Genomic DNA, 17,372 nt, shown 5'->3' on the forward strand with positions numbered 1-17,372 from the left:
CATTGATTGAGCAAGGACTCGGATCGACATACGGACACCGGTCCCCAACTCCTGCTGACCGCGGCCGAAGCCTTCCCGGCATTCGAGGAACTCGTGCTGGAAGCACGCGAGCGGCTGCGCCTTGGCTTTCGCGTCTTCGACCTGTCCACGCGGCTTCGGTCCGAGGCGGGCCGCGCGATCGGCGAGGACTGGTTCGACCTGATGGCGCACCTGATGGGCCGCGGCGTGTCCGTGGACCTGCTGCTGTCGGACTTCGATCCGATCACCCATCACGACATGCATGCCGCGACATGGCGGTCGCTCCGCCAGTTCTGGGCCGCGGCCGAGATCTCGGGTCAGCCCGACCGCCTGACGGTCCATGACGGGCTGCATCCGGCCAAGGTCGGGTTCCTGCCGCGCCTGCTGTTCTGGCCGATGATCCGCAGCGAACAGTCCGAGGTCTGCGAGCAACTGAACGAAATGGAGCCCTCCAGGCGTGACGCCGCGCTGCGCGACATGCCCTTGCTGGCGCCCCTTCTGAAAAGCGACGACGACGGCACGCTGCGGCCCAAGAGCCACTTTCACGGGCTGCCCACGCTCTATCCCGCGACGCATCACCAGAAGATCGCGGTGGTGGACGAGGACGCGCTGTATATCGGCGGGCTGGATCTCGACGAGCGGCGCTATGACACGCCCTCGCACGAACGTCCTGCCGCCGAGACCTGGCACGACGTCCAGATCATCGCCCGCGGCGAGCCGGCCGTGGCGGCGGCCCGCCATTTCGACACGCTCCCCCAGCGGATCCGCGGCCGGATGCCGGCGCGCCAGACCGAGGGCGGCATCGTGACCACGGCCTCGGCGATGCGCGACCGCTCGGCGCTGGTGACATTCGGCCCGCGACCGCTGGAGAACTCGATCCGCAAGGCGCTGTTGCAGGAGATCGCATCGGCGCGGTCGATGATCTTCATCGAGACGCAGTTCTTCCGCGACCGCTATGTCTCGCATGCGCTGGCCAAGGCGGCGCGCAAGCATCCGAACCTGCGGCTCATCATGGTGCTGCCCGCCGCGCCGGACAAGCTTGCCTTCGAAAAGCGCAAGAAGCTCGACGTGCGGTTCGGCGAGTACCTGCAGGCCCGCTGCGTCCGCAAGGTCCGCCGCGCCTTCGGGCGGCGCTGCTTCATCGCGGCGCCGGTGCAGACACGCCGTCGCGACACCGGCGGGCGCGACAGCTATGCCGCCGCGCCGCTGATCTACGTCCACGCCAAGCTGGCGGTGTTCGACGATCACGCCGCCGTCGTCAGTTCGGCCAACATGAACGGCCGCAGCATGAAGTGGGACACCGAGGCCGGCATCCGCATCAGCGACGCAGCCGACGTCGCCGGCATCCGTCGCAAGACGATGGAGCACTGGCTGCCGGACGACATCTCGGAAGACTGCTTCGTGGACGAGACCGCCGTCACCTGCTGGCGCGAGCTGGCCGAGGACAATCTGGCGCGCAAGCCGCAGGACCGGCGCGGCTTCCTCCTGCCCTACGACGCGGCGCCGGCGGAACAGCTTGGGATGCCGCTGCCGGGCGTGCCCGAAGAGATGGTCTGACGCGATGCGCGGGAAAACCTGCCGCGCCGCCGCGCTCCGCGGGAACCGCCGCGCACATTGCACGGTTGCCGCTGCATGACCGCGCCCGTATCCGACCTGCCCCGCCCGAACGATTCCTCCGGCACGCCCCGACGCGTCGGCATCGAGGTCGAGTGCGGCGGCGTGACCGAGACGCGACTGGCCGAGATCTTGACCGAGCTGTTCGGCGGCACCGTCTCGCAGACGGCTCCCTATGAACGCGTCGTCGAGGAGACCGAGATCGGCGACGTGAAGGTCGTGCTCGACACCGCCTATCGCGACAAGGCGGACAACTGGATCGCGCAACGCGGCCTGGACCTGAGCCGCGCGGTCGTCCCGGTAGAGTTCGTGACCGACCCGATTCTGCCCGCGCAGATCCCGCAGGTCGACCGCCTGTGCCGCGCGCTCGCCCAGCATGGCGCCACCGGCAGCCGCGACGGCGTGTTCCTAGGCTTCGGGCTGCATCTCAACGTGATGATCGCGGGCACGGCAGTGGGCGACCTGCTGCCGACCCTGCGCGCCTTCGCGTTTCTCGAGGACTGGCTGCGGCTCGAGGATCCGATCGACCCGTCGCGCCGCCTGCTGCCCTTCGTCGAGCCCTATCCCAGCGCCTTCGTCGAGCGTCTCGCAGCGCCCGAGGCCGCCGACTGGTCGCGAAACGACCTGATCGACGTCTACCTGCACGAGACGCCGACGCGGAATCGCGGGCTCGACATGCTGCCGATCCTGCGGCACCTGGCCGAGGATCGCGTCATCGCCGCCCTGCGCGACGCCAGCGCGGTCTCCGCCCGCCCCGCCTGGCATTACCGCCTGCCGGACAGCCGCATCGACGAGCCCGACTGGTCTATCGCGCGTGAGTGGAACCGCTGGTGCCTGATCGAACGCATCGCCGCCGACCCGCCCGCTCTGGAAGGCCTGCGCGAGGCGTGGCTGAGCCATCACCGCGGCTTTGCCGCCACGCGGCACGGCTGGGCGCACGAGGCCGACCGCCTGCTGAAATCCACCGATCTGGCGAAGGCCGGGGCATGAGCCGTCCGCTGATCGGTGTCACGACCTCGCGCCGGTCGGGGTGGCGCATCTTTCCGCTGGTGCAGCTGAATCTCCTGCTGGCTGGCGGGTGGGGCGTGCGCTGGGTTGCCGGGCGGCCCTCGGACATCGCCGGTGTGGACGGGCTGATCATCGGCGGCGGCGACGACATCTCGCCCGATCTCTATGGCGGAGAGCTGATCACCAGCGCCCGGCTCGACCCCGAGCGCGACGCGATGGAGCGGCGGCTTGTCGAAGAGGCGCTGACCCGCAACGTCCCCGTGCTGGGGATCTGCCGCGGCGCACAGATGCTGAACGTGGCGCTCGGCGGCGATCTTCACCAGAACGCCTACGGCGTCTACACTGCCAGCCGCCATTACTGGACGATCCTGCCAAGGAAACGCGTCAACGTACTGCCGCAGACCCGGCTGTCGGAGCTGACGGGCACCCAACCGATGCATGTCAACGCGCTGCACAGCCAAGCGGTGAACACGCTGGGGGACGACCTCCGCGTCGCGGCGCGGGACAGCGGGGGCATGATCCAGGCGGTCGAACGGCTGCGCGATCCCTTCGCGATCGGCGTGCAATGGCACCCTGAGCACCTGTTCTACGCCCACCGGCAGCGCTCCATCTTCCGCGCCCTCGTCGAAGCGGCGACCGCGCGGCGGGAAAGCCGCACACAGATCGCCGCCCCGGACGTCGCCGCGACCTAGGCGTCCTGCTCGGCGTAGACGCGTTCCGCCGCTTCCGTGCGGAACACGAAATGCCCCTGCTCGGCCGCGTATTCGAGATCGGTGAACGGCACGCGCAGTTGCGTTCCGTCGTGGTCGATCAGCGCGTGGGTCAGGCGGAACGGTCCCGGCTCGACCTCGAGATCCATCAGCTTGCCCAGCTCGCCCGCATCGGTGAAACAGTCCGATCCGATCCAGCTGCCGCTCTGCTCCATCCGCGAGAAGCCCGCCGGCGCGTCCGGCGCGCTCTCGCCGCTTTCGCGTTGGGATTCCTCGTGGGCCTGCACCCACAGCAGAAGCGGGGAATACGTTCCGCCGAACGGCCCCACCACCAGCGGCGGCCAGTCCAGCGGCATGTCGGCAGCCTGATCCTCGTGCGACCAGCTGGGGGCGTGGGTCACCTCGTCGTGGGTCAGGCTCAGCGGCCAGCGTCCTGCGTCGACATCCGGGGTCCCGAAACGGTCGATCTCGACGAGAACCTCGTGGCTCTCCAGCCAGCTGCCGATGTCCAGCGCGACATAGGCGATCTTCAGGGTTTCGGGATCGTGAAAGATCTCAACGACCGAGAATTCTTCGTCCGCGGTCGCCGCCGAGAGCGACATCAGGTCCGTCAACGTGTATCTCATCGCGTCCTCCAGTGGTTCGACCGCCGGAGCGGCACTTCACCACGGGAACAGCGCATGACGCGCTTTCGTTCCGCGCCGGTGGCATGCCCCGGACAGGTCACCGGCCTTCATCGACCGGCCCCGGAACGATAGCCGCCGGGCGACACACGCCCAGCGGGAATTGCGACGGATAGAGGCGCTTAGCGACGCGCGGCGTCAGTAATCGCGCTCGAAGAACACGCCCAGGCTGGTTTCGCCGTCGTTCTTGGCGCTGCCCGTCACGGTGACCGATTCGCTGACATCGAGGTTCAGGTTCACCTCGGCCTCGCCCTCGGAATCGACGGTGACGTCGGTATAGACGTTCTCCGAGATATAGGTCCCGGCTCGCACTGCGGCGTTGCCCTCGTCGGTGGTCGTGATGTCCAGGTCGTCCAGCCCGAAGCTGTTGCGCAGGTTGTTGATCACGCCGCCACCGCCGCGCCCGGCCAGCGTCGCCACGGCCGAGGCCAGCTGCGCCGCCTGGAGCGGAGAGATGTTGCTGATCGACCGGCCGAACAGCAGCCGCGACAGAACCTCTTCCTCTGGCAGTTCCGGCGACGAGGTGAACCCGATCTCGGGGCTCGTCGCGGTGCCCTCGACGACGATCCGCACGACCGTGTCGTCGGCGTCGGTCTCGGCCACCAGCCGCACCACGGGGCTGAAGTCGCCCTGCAGCGTGACGCTGCCCTCGACCAGATCCAGCCGCTGCCCCAGGATGTCGAGCCGGCCGCGGATCAGGTCGAACTGCCCCGCCGGGATCACGTTCGCCGTCGTTCCCTCGATCGTCAGCTCGCCGCCCAGCTCGGCATCCAGCCCCCGGCCGCGGATGAAGATCCGGTTCGGCGCCGAGATCGTGATGTCGAGCGGATAGGCGACACCGCCGCCACCGCCGCCCGAACCGCCGTCTCCGTCCTCGTCGATCAGCCCCGCGCGGCGACGCGTGGCGCGCACGTCGGCGGGCTCGTTCAGGTGCGTGATGTCCTCGGGGATCGGGCCGGTCGCGCCCAGCCCGGTCGAGGGGATGCGCAGCTCGGTTTCGCCCAGTTGCAACGTTCCCGCGATCGACGCGCCGCCGGTCAACGGGCCGTCGATGCCGAGTTCGCCGGAAACGGACGTGCGATAGAGCGACGGATCCTCGACCACCAACGAATCGGCCACGATGTCGAGCGCGGCGTCGAACCCGCCCGACAGCTGGATCGGGCCCGACACGGTGATCGTGCCGCCCTCCTGCTTGGTGGCGTTGCCCTGTAGCTGCGCCGTCCCGTTCGAGATGTCGGCGCTCAGGTTGACCGAGTCGAGCACCAGCGCCAGCGACGGCGCCACGAAGCGGGCGTTCGTCGTCGTCACCCGGCCCGACACGGCGTCGAGTCCCGGCGGCCCGTCCACCGCGATGTTGAAGTTCAGCGTCCCGGCCACCGACCGCGGCTCGATGAACCGGTTCGCCAAGCCCAGCGGCGCCTGCCCCGTCACGTCGAGGTCGAGCTGCCCGAAATCGTTCGACACCGTGCCCGAGACCGCGGCACTGGTGCCGCCGGGTCCGGTCGCATCGATGTCGAGGCTATAGCCCGAGCTGGTCTGCGCCGCGGTGCCGTTGGCCGTCACCGGCCCGCTGATCCCGGCGGCATAGGGCGCGATGTCGGCGAGCCGCGCGTCGAAGTTGACGCGGCTCTGCCCGTCCACGACCTGCCCGTCGGCGGTCACCCGCAGCGTCGGCGTCTGGATGCGCGCGGTCTCCAGCTGGATCGGCGCGTTCGGCGCCTGCTTCGAGGCGTCGACCACGACCTGCGTGCTCGACCCCAGCAGCCGATCAACGTCAGGGATGCCGACCGACAGGTTCTGCCCGTCCACGTTCGCCTCGACGTCGAAGGCGCTGGCATCGGCCCGCGCCTGCCCGGTCGCATCGACCCTAAGCGAGCCACCCAGCTGGCGCCCCGCCAGCCCCGAGAACCGCGACAGGCCGTCGACCGCCAGCGTCAGCTCGCCGTCGACGAGCGGAGTGTCGGCAAGGTCGGTGATCTCGGCCACCGCGTCGAGCACGGCATCATCCGCGTCGGCATTGACCTCGACCGACCAGCCGTTCTCGATCTCCTGCGCCGCCACCGTAGCCTCGGCCGGACCCGACAGGCCCGGATCGACATCGGCCAGATCGCTGAGCGAAAGCTCGGCGTCGAGCACGCTCTGCCCCGCGCCATAGCGGCCCTCGGCGGCCAGCGTCAGCTGCGGGTTGGACAGCTCCAGTCGTGGCAGTTCGATCGCCGCGTTCGGGCTGCTCCGCGACGCCTCGGCCGACAGTTCGGTCGTTCCGCCCAACAGGCCGTCGGCCTGCGGGATGCCGGTTTCGACGTCCCGCGTGGTGCCGTTCACCGTCACCTCGAACGTGCTCGCGTCGCTCCGCGCGCGGCCCTCGACCCGCAGATCGGCGGCACCGGCAAGCGGGCGGTTCGCGATCGCGGCAAAGTTCGACAGGTCGGCAGCGTCCAGTCGCGCGGTCCCCTCGATCAGGGGCGTGCCGCTGTCCAGTTCGGTGACGTCGGCCATGGCCTCCAGCACCGCTTCGGCGGCCTCGGCATCGACCGACACCTGCCAGCCCTCGGCGATCTGCTGGGCCACGACGTCCGCCGTGACCGGCCCCGAGAGGCCCTCGACGATCTCGGACAGCTCTTCCAGACGCAGCGTGCCGGTCACCCGGCTTTCACCGTCGGAATACTGGCCCTGTCCGTTTACCGTGATCTGCGGGTTCACGATCTGCAGCCGCGACAGCTGGATGACCGAGTTCGCGCCCTCGCGCGCCGCATCGAGGCCAAGCTCGGTCTCGCCCTGCAGCAGCGCGTCGACCTGCTCTATCCCCACCTCGACCGATTGCAGCGTGCCGTCCAACTGCACGTCGAAGATCGACGCGTCCGTCAGGCCGCTCGCCGTGGCCTCGGCCTCGATTGAGCCGTCGAGCGGCAGCCCGGTGAGCAGCGCGAACTGCTCGAGGTCGCGGGCGCTGAACGACAGGTCGGCAGAGACCTGCGGCACACCTTCGGGCGGCGCATCCGTCGCATCCTCGGGCGGCTCCGGCAGGTCCAGCGTGCCGCTGGCCCGCAGGTCGGTCATCAGGCCCTCGCCGGTCAGGTCGAACTCCCAGTCGGCACCGGGCTGCTCGGCGGTAAAGGCGACGTTCAGGCCGCCTTCCAGCCGCTCGTCCACGACGCTTGCGTCGGGCAAGCTCAGCTCGGCCTGCGCGGTGCTGTCCTCGCTCCGCAGGTCGGCGCTGCCGGTCAGGTTGATCTTGTCGTTGCCGAGGAACAGCTCGGACACGCGGGTGCCTTCGCCGTCGCGCTCGGCCCGAAGCGTCAGGTCGGTCTCGCCCGACAGCAGCGCGTCGGCCTGCGGGATCGCCACCGACAGGTCGGTGGTCTGCCCGTCCACGGCCACGTTGAAGCTCGCGTCGGTCAGCCCGATTGTGGCGTCGAGCGACACCTGGCCCGCCCCGCCGAGGTCGCGCCCGGCCAGCTGCGAAAAGCGTTGCAGATCGTCGGCGTCGAGCTGCGCCTGAAGGCTCGCCGTCGGAGCGTCGCCCGTGGCGTCCACCTGCCCCGAACCGGTCAGCGCGAAGGCGCGGCCGCCGATCTGCAGATCCTCCAGGTCGACCGGCGCTCCGGCCTCCCAGGCGATGCGCGCGGTGCCGGTCACGTCCTCGCCCAGAGCGGCCTGAAGGCCCGCGTCGTTCAGCGACAGGCCCTGCGCCCCGAAATCCAGATCGGCAGTGACCGATTGCGTGCCCTCGACGACGATCTGTCCAGTGCCGTCCAGCCGCAGCGTGGCGATCTCGACGCCCGGCTGCTGCAGTGCCTCGACCACGATCTCGCCGGTCCAGTCCTCGCCCTCGGCGGCGTCATAGCCCACGTCCAGGCCGACGCGCTGAACGCTGGTCTCGCCGCCGCCGAACGGCAGCACCACGCGGTCGCCCTCGGGCGACGCGATCTCGCCCTCCAGCGCGATCTCGCGCGGCAGGCCGTCCGGTCCGATCAGCACCGAGCCGTCCAGCGCGAGCGCCTGCGCCGACAGCGCCAGCTGGTCGACCGACACGCGGCCGTCGGCAAAGGTCTGTCCCTGCGCCTGCAGCTGGATGTCGGGACCGAAGAACGGGCGATACTCGGGCGCGACCATCGCCGCCACGTCGCCGCCCAGATCGACGTCGAAGCTGCGCACCAGATCCTCGCCCGACCCCTCCGAGGCAAGTTCGACCGTGCCCGCCAGGCGATCCTCGCCCGCGGTATCCACGTCGATCTCGGCGGTGAAGTCCGAGAGCGGCCCGCTGCCCTGCACCGTGGCCGACACCGCCGGCTGGTCGGGGATGTTCATCAGCGTCGCAAGGATGCCGCCCGGCCCCTCCTGCACCGCCAGATCGACGTTCAGCACGCTGTCCGACGACTGGAACCCGGCGTCGAGCGACAGGCTGCCGTCCTCGCCGTCGATCCGGTCCACCTGGATGTCCGCCGAGCCGTCGCCGTCCGCCAGCTGCACCTGGCCCTCAAGGCTGACCACCGCGGATTCACCGAACAGCGGCTCGCCCAGTTCGACCCGGTCGATGGCCAGCTGGCCGATATTCACCGACACCGGCAGGTCCGGCAGGCTGAAGGGCTGCGCCTCGGGGGTGGGCAGGTTCATCTGCGGCTCCGCCGGCAGCGGCGGACGCTGCACCGAGAGGCGCTCGGCCGACAGCTCCTCGACCTCGAGCCGCCCGCGCAGCAGCGCCGAGCGGTTCCAGTCCAGCGCCGCGTTCTCGAGCGTCAGCCACACGCCGTCGGCGTCCGAGATCGTCATCGTCTCCAGCGTGGCGCGGCTCGACAGCGCGCCCTGGAAGCCGCGGATCGTCACGTCCCGGTCGTCGCTCGACAGCAGACGTTCGAGCTGCCGTTCCAGGAACCCGCCGCCGTCGTCCTCGTCCTCCTGCGCCAGCGCTGGAACAGCGGCGAAGAGGCAGAGCGTAAGCGCGAGGAGGTGTCTCATCAGAATGCCTGTCCGATCCCGACATAGAACTGAACGTCCGAGCCGCTGTCGGGCCCGCTGACGGGCGTCGCCACGTCAAGCCGGATCGGACCGATGGGAGTGAGATAGCGCAGGCCCAGGCCCGCGCCCGCATGGCTGTCGGCATCGCTGCCGGGGAAGGCGTCGCGGCTGACCGTGCCCCAGTCGTAGAAACCGACCACGCCGATCGAGTCGGTGACCTCGGTGCGCACCTCGGCCGAGGCCGAGATGTAGGACCGGCCGCCGGTCTCGACCCCGTCCACCAGCACGCCGAGCGACTGGTAGGCCTGGCCGCGCACGGTGCCGCCGCCGCCGGAATAGAAGCGCCAGTCGTTCGGCACGCCCAGGATGTCGGCCCCCAGGATCGAGCCGCCCTGAAGCCGGCCGGCCAGGACGAAGCGGTCCTCGCTGCCAAACCCGTAATAGCCGCGGGTGTCGAAGGTCAGCCGCCCGCCGTTGTCGCTTTCCTGAAGGCCGATGAACGGCGTCGCGGTGACGTCGATGTAATAGCCGCTCTTGGTGTTCAGGGCCGTGTCGCGCTTGTCGTAGGTGGCGCTCAGCGGTGCCGTCAGCAGGTGGAAGTTCCGCGATCCCAGGTCGTCGGTGACGCGGCTGAAGCGATAGGCGACGCCGGCCTCGGTGACCAGGTCGTCCCCGATCCGGCGGACGATGCCGCCGCCGATGCTGCCGGTGTCGCTGTCGAAGTCCGGCTCCTGCAGACGTTCGATCGACGTCTCGAGATAGAGGTCGGTATCGGGGCCGAAGGTCGCCGGCCGCTCGAACCGCGCGCCGAAGGAATAGTCCACGCCGCCGGTGCCGCCGCCCAGGCTGCCGACTTCGCCCTCGACGCGCAGCCGCTCGGCGCCGCCGAACAGGTTCCGGTGCAGCCAGAACGAGCTCAGCGTCAGGCCGTCGATCGAGCTGATCTCGGCGCCGAAGCCGAAGCGGCGCGGCTTCTCCTCGTCGATGGTGGCCAGGATGTCGAGCGAGCCGTCGGGGTTCAGCGCGTCCGCATCCGCCAGCGACACCGCGCGGAAGGCGCCGGTCCGGCGCAGGTTCTCGGCCGCGTTCTCGACCTCGTCGGGAGAGTAGACCTCGCCCACCGGAAGGCCGGCGATCTCGAGGATCCGCTCGGTCCGCACCCGGTCGTTGCCGCGCGGCACGAGGTCTCCGAAACGCACGACGGGGCCGGGCTCGAGGATGATTCGCGCCGACAGGCGGTCCTCGGCGTGCTTGGCGGTGATCTCCTGGTCGCCGACCTCGGCCAGCGCGCGGCCCTGGTCGCGCCACCCGGTCACGCCGCTCTCGGCGGCATCGCGGATCACCGGCGTGCGGGCCGGCTCGCCCACGGCGAAGCCCTCGGGCAGCTCGGTCTCGGGCGCCAGCGGATCGACCTCGGCCCGGTCGAACAGGTAGGTCGGCCCCGGCTCCACGCGCACGCTGATGCGGCTGATCGAGGACGGCGCCGAAAGCGGTGGAATTTCCGCGGCTTCGCGTCCGTCGACCAGGATGTTGACGACACCGCCGAACCGCCCCTCGGAATAGAGCGCGCCCACGATGCGGCCGTAATCGGCCCGCGCGGATGCCAGCAGCTCCTGCGGATCGGTCACATCCTCGCCATCATTCTCGACCAGAAGCGAGGCATTGCGCAGGTCGCTTTCCAGATCCTCGTCATCGCCCTCGACGACGAAATCCAGTTCCTGCCCCACGGCGGACCCCGCCAGAACGGCGGCACTCGTAACCCAAACGGCGGCCCAACGACCGCGAGAAATGAAGACCTTCACCGGGGCTGCCCTCCTCGTTGAATAATATCCGTAGCGCGGAAGAGGGCAGTCTTGCTACGGGGGGGATTCAGGTTTTTTGCGACCGTGGCCCAACGCGCTCAACCGGCTGGCCCATCGGGCTGCGCACGAGCTCTCCGCGCGTCGCCTTCACCTCGTCCCGGACCTGGCCCCAGGTGATCAGCGTGAACACCACGGTGCCACCCACCACATTCCCTGCAAGAACGGGCAGGAAGAACCCGAAGACCGCATCCCAGGTCCCCATCGCGTCGGTCAGGATCAGGTACGCCATCTCGACCGAGCCGGCGATGATGTGGGTGAAGTCGCCTGCGGCGATAAGCCACGTGAAGGTGAGGATTATGAAGAACGGATTGTGCGGCGCCGTCGGCATCATCCACACGATCGCGGCCACCAGAACACCCGCGGGAATCGCCTTCACGAACGCCTTCCATCCCTCGTGCGATAGCGCAGCCTCCGAGATCTCGGCGAAATTGGTCAGGAGATCGCCGTCGAACGCCCCGGAATGGGCGATGAAGCCGGCGGCGATGAACGCCCCCACCACGTTCGACGTCAGCACGATCGCCCAGAGCCGCAGCATCAGGAACAGGTGATCCTTGCACGGTTTCGCCATCAGCGGCAGCACCGTGGTAATCGTGTTCTCGGTGAACAGCTGCATCCGCCCCAGCACGACCAGCAGGAAGCCCAGCGAATAACCCAGGCTCTCGATCAGGGGCCGGGCCTGCATGTCGGTGATGTGCTTGCGGAGCACTGCCTCGCCGAGGATCGAGAAAGAGATCAGGATCCCGGCCGCGAGACCCGACCAGATCAGCGAGTTCGGAGACCGCGTCAGCTCGTCCTGACCGTCGCGGCGCACAACCTCGTAGATCAGGCGCGCGTTCAGGCGCGTCGCACGATCAACGTTCTGCTGCTCGACCTCTTCCTCGTGTTCGGATTCAGCTTCGAACGACGCGGTAACCACGGGCGTCTTGCCTCCTAATGAAAAACAGTCAACTGACCCCGGTCGCCACGGGTTCCCCGGAACCCTGCGGCGGGATGCCGCTTTGCCACCGCAGGACACTGCGAGGAGCGCACCGATGACGAAGGATCATGGCAAGTCCATCAAGGACGACGAGACATACGAGGAACTGCGCAAGCAGGGCCATTCCGAGGAAAAGGCCGCGCGGATCGCGAATGCGCAGGCGAATGACACCCAGAGCCCGTCCCACAAGGGCGGCAAGCGCCCGCCCTACGAGGAATGGAGCGTCGACGAACTTTACGAACAGGCCCAGAAGGTCGGCATCGAGGGCCGCTCGGAGATGACGAAGGACGACCTTATCGCCGCCCTTCGCAAGCATTGATGCCGGTCAGGCTTCCTCGGTGACGATCTTGTCATCGGGGACGCCGATCTCCTTCAGCGCCTTCACCACGTCCTCGACCATCTTGTCGGGGCCGCAGACATAGGCCATCTTGTTGGTGTCAGCGACCTTCTCGCGCAGGAAGTCGGCATCGATCTGACGGTTGTGCAGGCCCGGCACCTCTTCCTCGGTGACGACCCACGTGGTGTAGAGCCCGGCGGCCTCTTCCCACTCGTCGCGCAGGATGATGTCCTTCTCCGTCGCGTTCGAGAAGATCAGGTGGCAGCCGGCGACGCCCTGCCCGGTCTTGATGCGCTTGCGCAGGATCGGGATGAACGGCGTGATCCCCGCGCCCCCGGCGATGAAGGTGCCGGGACCCTTGTCCTCGATCGCGCCCCAGGCATCGCCGATCAGCACGGTATCGCCCGGTTTCAGCATGCCGATCTGCTCGGTCACGCCGTCATGCTCGGGGTAGGACTTGATCGTGAACTCCAGAAAGTCGTCCTCGGGAAACGAGGTGAAGGTGAAGGGCCGCCCCTCTTCGCGCCAGCCGTCGCGGTCGAGCGACAGCTCGGTCGCCTGGCCGGGCGTGAAGGTAAAGCCCTTGGGCTTGTCGAAGACCAGGCGGTTCACGTCGTGGGTGACCGGCGTGGTCTCTTTCAGCGTCAGGCGGTAACTCATGGATGTCTCCTTTCCGCCCGAGAACCCGCCCCGCGCCGCACCGGTTCCTCAATCCTCGACGGCCCGTGTGCCCAGCTCGGATCCGCCCAGCACCTTCACCTCGCGTTGGGGGAACGGGATGGTCACGCCGTTCGCCTGAAAGGCATCCCATAGCGCCAGATAGACGTTGCCCCGGATGTTGGTCAGCCCCCCGGTCGGATCGGTGATCCAGAACCGCAGGATATAGTCGACCGAGGAATCGCCGAAGCCGACGATGTGGCAGACGGGATTGGGGTCGGCCAGCACGCGCCGGACCCCCGACGCCGCCTCGATGGCGATCCGCCGGACCATGTGCGGATCGTCGTGATAGGCGGTGCCGAAGTAGATATCGAGCCGGACGAACTTGTCCGAATGGGACCAGTTGACCACCTGCCCGGTGATCAGGTCCTCGTTCGGGATCAGGTATTCCTTGCCGTCCCGCGTGGTGATCGAGGCATAGCGCGCCCCCAGCGTGTTGATCCAGCCGAACGTCTCGCCGAGCGAGATCACGTCCCCCGGCTTGATCGACTTGTCCAGCAGGATGATCACCCCCGAGACGAGGTTCGACACCACCTTCTGCAGGCCGAAGCCCAGCCCGACGCCGATCGCACCCGACAGCACCGCCAGCCCGGTCAGGTCCACGCCCACCGCCTTGAGCCCGATGAACAGCGCCAGGCCGTACAGGGCGATCTGCAGGATCTTGACTGCCAGCACTCGCATCGAGGGGCTGATCTCCTCGTTGCGGCGGATGTTCTCGGCGCCGACGCGGGCGACCATGCGCGCCCCGGTGAACAGCACACCCGTCACGATCAGCGCCTGCATAAGGGTCAGCGCGCTCAGCCGGAACTCGCCCATCTGGAAGGCCAGGCTGTCGAGCGCACGCGCGGCCTCGTCCACGACGCCGGTATAGTAGACCACGACAAAGCCCCAAAGGCCCCAGCGCACCACCTTTCGCAGGATCGGGTTGCGCACCAGCCGCGAGGCAAAGGCCACCGCCACAAGCGCCGTCGCGATCGTCGCCACCAGCTCCAGCAGGTAGCTGCGCGACGGGAACACCGTCACCGCCTGCATCGCCCAGGTGGCCATCCACGCCAGCGTCACGAAGATCATCAGCGGCAGCCGCCGCTGGACGACCACCCCCGCGCGGATGCGCCACATCGGCCAGCCCTCGCGCCGGCGCAGCCAGGCGCGCAGCGCGGGCACCGCCCAGCGCTGGATCAGCCAGGTCGCCAGCAGCAGCACGACCAGGATCGCCAGCTGCGTCAACCGGGACGGCAGCAGCATGTTGCGCGCCCCCATCTCGAGCGAGGCGAGGAACGCGGCAAGCTGTTCGGAAAGGCTTTCGAGCTCTGGTGTCATCGCGTGGGTCCGGACATCCGCCGGATGCTGTCACGCGGCCCGCGGGCGGGCAAGCGGCGCATCACCGCAGCGGCAGCGCCACCTCGTTCAGCCGGTGCCACGGCAGGGTGAAGGGATCGTCGTAGAGCATCGCCCGCGCCGGCCCCGACACCTTCAGCCCCGGCCCCGCAAGCGTGCGCTCGAGCACGCCGATCTTCCGGTTCACGCGGCGCGCGTGGTTCCGCCCGGAAAAGGTCAGCACCGCCAGCCGCTCGGCCGGGACGTCGCGGAAGTGGATGTTCTCGTCCTCGGGCTCGGGCAGCGAGGCACGGTCGCGGCCCCGCGGCATCACGAACGAGGTCGTCCACAGCTCGTCGCGGCCGGCATGTTCAACCGGGGCGGCGTTGCCGATCCGGGCGGGCTGGTGAATCACGGGCACCGTCATCTCGGGGGCGCCCTCCTGCTGCAGGTAGGCCGCCAGCGCCTTGAAGCCCTTCCGCATGGTCGAATCCCGGCTGCCCCGCACGGTGATCTCGGCCAGGAGGCAGGATTGATACAGCCGCAGCTCGACATCGCCGATCTGCCGCTCGACGTCGTAGACCGGCGCCTCGTATCCCTTGTAGCCGGCCCGAGCCGGGGACGTGCCGGACCCGCCGTCGGTCGTGCCGCTCCGGGTATCGAGGATTTGCGCCATGTCGCGTCTCCTTGGTGTCTCGGGTCGATACGCGCGACGGGGGCTCCTGGGTCCATCGCGGGGTCGTCGAGGTCGGCCATATCCTGTCGTGCCACCGGGGGCGGCTGCAACCGGCTCTTGCGGGAAACACCGCGTAGGCGTAAATCCGCAGCATGGATATGATCTTCGACATGGACGACCGCGCGCGCCTGCCCTGGCGCTTCTTCGGTGCCGCACGCACCGTTCTTGCCCGCCTATAACGCGCGCCGCCACCCGCGATTCCATCCGAAAAGATCACGAACGGGAGAGGACCGATGTCCCCCAAGACACTCTACGACAAGATCTGGGACGAACACGTCGTCCACGAGGCCGAGGACGGCACCTGCCTGCTGTATATCGACCGCCACCTGGTGCACGAGGTGACCAGCCCGCAGGCCTTCGAGGGTCTGCGCATGGCCGGCCGCACGCCCCGCGCGCCGGAAAAGACGATCGCCGTGCCCGACCACAACGTGCCCACCGACCCGACCCGGGTGGACGGCATCAAGGACGAGCAGTCGCGCATCCAGGTCGAGGCGCTGCGGGCCAACGCCAAGGAGTTCGGCATCGAGATGTACGATGTCGACGACAACCGTCAGGGCATCGTACACATCATCGGCCCCGAGCAGGGCTGGACGCAGCCGGGCATGACCATCGTCTGCGGTGACAGCCACACCGCGACCCACGGCGCGTTCGGCGCGCTCGCCCACGGCATCGGCACCTCCGAGGTCGAGCACGTGCTCGCCACGCAGACCCTGATCCAGCAGAAATCCAAGAACATGCTGGTCAAGGTCGAGGGCACGCTGCCGCCGGGCGTCACCGCCAAGGACATCACGCTGACGATCATCGGCCGCACCGGCACCGCCGGCGGCACCGGCCACGTCATCGAATACGCCGGCTCCGCCATCCGCGAGCTGTCGATGGAAGGCCGGATGACCGTCTGCAACATGGCGATCGAGGGTGGCGCCCGCGCCGGTCTCATCGCGCCCGACGAAAAGACCTTCGAATACGTCAAGGGCCGCCCCCACGCGCCGAAGGGCGCCCAGTGGGAGATGGCGGTCGAATACTGGAAGTCGATGCGCTCGGACGAGGGCGCGCATTACGACAAGGTGGTCGAGATCGACGCCTCCGAGATCACGCCGGTCGTCACCTGGGGCACCTCGCCCGAGGACGTCCTGCCGATCGACGGCAGCGTCCCCTCGCCCGAGGATTTCCAGGGCGGCAAGGTCGACGCCGCCCGCCGCGCGCTGGAATACATGGGGCTCGAGCCGGGCACCCGCCTGTCCGACATCGAGATCGACACCGTGTTCATCGGCTCTTGCACCAACGGCCGGATCGAGGACCTGCGCGAGGTCGCCCGGATCATGGAAGGCAAGAAGGTCAAGGACGGCCTCCGCGCCATGATCGTGCCGGGCTCGGGCATGGTCCGCCTCCAGGCCGAGGAAGAGGGCATCGCCCAGAAGCTGCAGGACGCCGGATTCGAATGGCGGATGGCCGGCTGTTCCATGTGCCTCGGCATGAACCCCGACCAGCTCGCCCCCGGCGAACGCTGCGCCTCGACCTCGAACCGCAACTTCGAGGGCCGGCAGGGCTACAAGGGCCGCACCCACCTGATGTCGCCGGCGATGGCCGCGGCGGCCGCGATCACCGGGCGTCTGACCGACGTGCGCGATCTCGCGTGAGGCGGAAGATGTATGCCGGGTTGTGCACGGGTTGTGCACGCCCGGTGTACGCTCCGTGACAGTTAACGGGCGCCCCGATTTCGCGCCCCTCCGTTAAGGATCGTTGACATGGAAAAGTTCGAAACGCTCACCGGGATCGCGGCGCCCCTGCCGCTGGTCAACGTCGACACCGACATGATCATCCCCAAGCAGTTCCTGAAGACCATCAAGCGCTCGGGCCTCGGCGTGAACCTCTTCGACGAGATGCGCTACGACCGCGAGGGCAACGAGAACCCCGATTTCGTCCTCAACCAGCCCGCCTACCGCGACGCCGACATCCTGATTTCGGGCGAGAATTTCGGCTGCGGCTCGTCGCGCGAACACGCCCCCTGGGCGATCAAGGATTTCGGCATCCGCTGCGTCATCGCACCGTCCTTCGCCGACATCTTCTTCAACAATTGCTTCAAGAACGGCATCCTCCCCATCGCCCTCCCGCAAGAGCAGGTGGACCTGCTGATGAAGGAGGCCGAAAAGGGCCAGAACGCCCGCATGACCGTGGATCTGGAGAACCAGACCATCACCACGCCCGACGGCACCCAGGTCACCTTCGACGTGGACCCGTTCCGCAAGCGCTGCCTGATGGAAGGCCTCGACGACATCGGCCTCACGCTCGAAAAGGGCGCGGCGATCGACACGTTCGAGAGCGGCGCGCAGGCCACACGTCCGTGGATGTGACGCCGCGGCAACGTTGACTCGCGCCTTACACGAGTCACAACCTGAACGTGAAAGGGCCGCCCCCTGGGCGGCCTTTTTCACGTT

At 68.5% G+C, this 17,372-nt stretch carries 13 protein-coding genes; 6 read left to right on the forward strand and 7 right to left on the reverse strand.

Annotated elements, in window-relative coordinates:
* The first annotated feature begins 6 nt into the window (after positions 1 to 6).
* The 3 genes from BMZ25_RS09705 to BMZ25_RS09715 all read left to right on the forward strand — a co-directional run bounded on the left by BMZ25_RS09705 (position 7) and on the right by BMZ25_RS09715 (position 3,332).
* Entirely contained in the window at positions 7 to 1,575 is a 1,569-nt protein-coding gene (locus BMZ25_RS09705) for a phospholipase D family protein (protein WP_092692852.1), read from the forward strand.
* Positions 1,576 to 1,650: 75 nt separating this feature from the next.
* Entirely contained in the window at positions 1,651 to 2,622 is a 972-nt protein-coding gene (locus BMZ25_RS09710; RefSeq protein WP_092692855.1) for an amidoligase family protein, read from the forward strand.
* Positions 2,619 to 3,332, forward strand: a complete 714-nt coding sequence (locus tag BMZ25_RS09715) for a gamma-glutamyl-gamma-aminobutyrate hydrolase family protein (RefSeq protein ID WP_092692859.1) — start codon at positions 2,619 to 2,621, stop codon at positions 3,330 to 3,332. The genes BMZ25_RS09710 and BMZ25_RS09715 overlap by 4 nt, the downstream gene beginning before the upstream one ends.
* Here BMZ25_RS09715 and BMZ25_RS09720 read toward each other — a convergent pair.
* The 4 genes from BMZ25_RS09720 to BMZ25_RS09735 form a co-directional block, all read right to left on the reverse strand.
* Complete coding sequence (locus BMZ25_RS09720) at positions 3,329 to 3,976, reverse strand: hypothetical protein (RefSeq protein ID WP_092692862.1); 648 nt, start codon at positions 3,974 to 3,976, stop codon at positions 3,329 to 3,331. The two genes, BMZ25_RS09715 and BMZ25_RS09720, sit on opposite strands and share 4 nt — an antisense overlap.
* 195 nt (positions 3,977 to 4,171) lie before the next feature.
* The gene (locus BMZ25_RS09725; RefSeq protein ID WP_092692865.1) at positions 4,172 to 8,992 is read right to left on the reverse strand and encodes a translocation/assembly module TamB domain-containing protein; all 4,821 of its coding nucleotides are present in this window, start codon (positions 8,990 to 8,992) and stop codon (positions 4,172 to 4,174) included.
* On the reverse strand, positions 8,992 to 10,719 hold the full coding sequence (locus BMZ25_RS09730; protein ID WP_235859835.1) for an autotransporter assembly complex protein TamA: 1,728 nt from the start codon (positions 10,717 to 10,719) through the stop codon (positions 8,992 to 8,994). The genes BMZ25_RS09725 and BMZ25_RS09730 overlap by 1 nt, the downstream gene beginning before the upstream one ends.
* A gap of 142 nt (positions 10,720 to 10,861) precedes the next feature.
* Positions 10,862 to 11,770 (reverse strand): formate/nitrite transporter family protein, encoded by a 909-nt coding sequence (locus BMZ25_RS09735; protein ID WP_092692867.1) that lies wholly within the window; start codon positions 11,768 to 11,770, stop codon positions 10,862 to 10,864.
* A gap of 115 nt (positions 11,771 to 11,885) precedes the next feature.
* On the opposite strand from BMZ25_RS09735, the gene BMZ25_RS09740 reads away from it, so the two are divergent.
* Positions 11,886 to 12,149 carry a DUF7218 family protein gene (locus BMZ25_RS09740; protein ID WP_092692873.1) on the forward strand — a complete coding sequence of 88 codons (264 nt, stop codon included), beginning with the start codon at positions 11,886 to 11,888 and terminating at the stop codon, positions 12,147 to 12,149.
* A 6-nt stretch (positions 12,150 to 12,155) separates the two neighbouring features.
* Here BMZ25_RS09740 and BMZ25_RS09745 read toward each other — a convergent pair whose 3' ends face one another.
* The 3 genes from BMZ25_RS09745 to BMZ25_RS09755 all read right to left on the reverse strand — a co-directional run bounded on the left by BMZ25_RS09745 (position 12,156) and on the right by BMZ25_RS09755 (position 14,877).
* Complete coding sequence (locus BMZ25_RS09745; RefSeq protein WP_092692877.1) at positions 12,156 to 12,827, reverse strand: ferredoxin reductase domain-containing protein; 672 nt, start codon at positions 12,825 to 12,827, stop codon at positions 12,156 to 12,158.
* Positions 12,828 to 12,875: 48 nt separating this feature from the next.
* Complete coding sequence (locus BMZ25_RS09750) at positions 12,876 to 14,204, reverse strand: mechanosensitive ion channel family protein (protein WP_092692880.1); 1,329 nt, start codon at positions 14,202 to 14,204, stop codon at positions 12,876 to 12,878.
* 61 nt (positions 14,205 to 14,265) lie between these two features.
* On the reverse strand, positions 14,266 to 14,877 hold the full coding sequence (locus tag BMZ25_RS09755) for an SOUL family heme-binding protein (RefSeq protein ID WP_143071517.1): 612 nt from the start codon (positions 14,875 to 14,877) through the stop codon (positions 14,266 to 14,268).
* Positions 14,878 to 15,170: 293 nt separating this feature from the next.
* Here BMZ25_RS09755 and leuC point away from each other — a divergent pair, with 293 nt between their 5' ends.
* Positions 15,171 to 16,574 carry a 3-isopropylmalate dehydratase large subunit gene (gene leuC, locus BMZ25_RS09760; RefSeq protein WP_092692886.1) on the forward strand — a complete coding sequence of 468 codons (1,404 nt, stop codon included), beginning with the start codon at positions 15,171 to 15,173 and terminating at the stop codon, positions 16,572 to 16,574.
* 108 nt (positions 16,575 to 16,682) lie between these two features.
* The gene (gene leuD, locus BMZ25_RS09765; RefSeq protein ID WP_092692891.1) at positions 16,683 to 17,288 is read left to right on the forward strand and encodes a 3-isopropylmalate dehydratase small subunit; all 606 of its coding nucleotides are present in this window, start codon (positions 16,683 to 16,685) and stop codon (positions 17,286 to 17,288) included.
* Positions 17,289 to 17,372: the final 84 nt, after the last annotated feature.

This window comes from Tranquillimonas rosea, assembly GCF_900111315.1.
GTDB lineage: Bacteria > Pseudomonadota > Alphaproteobacteria > Rhodobacterales > Rhodobacteraceae > Tranquillimonas > Tranquillimonas rosea.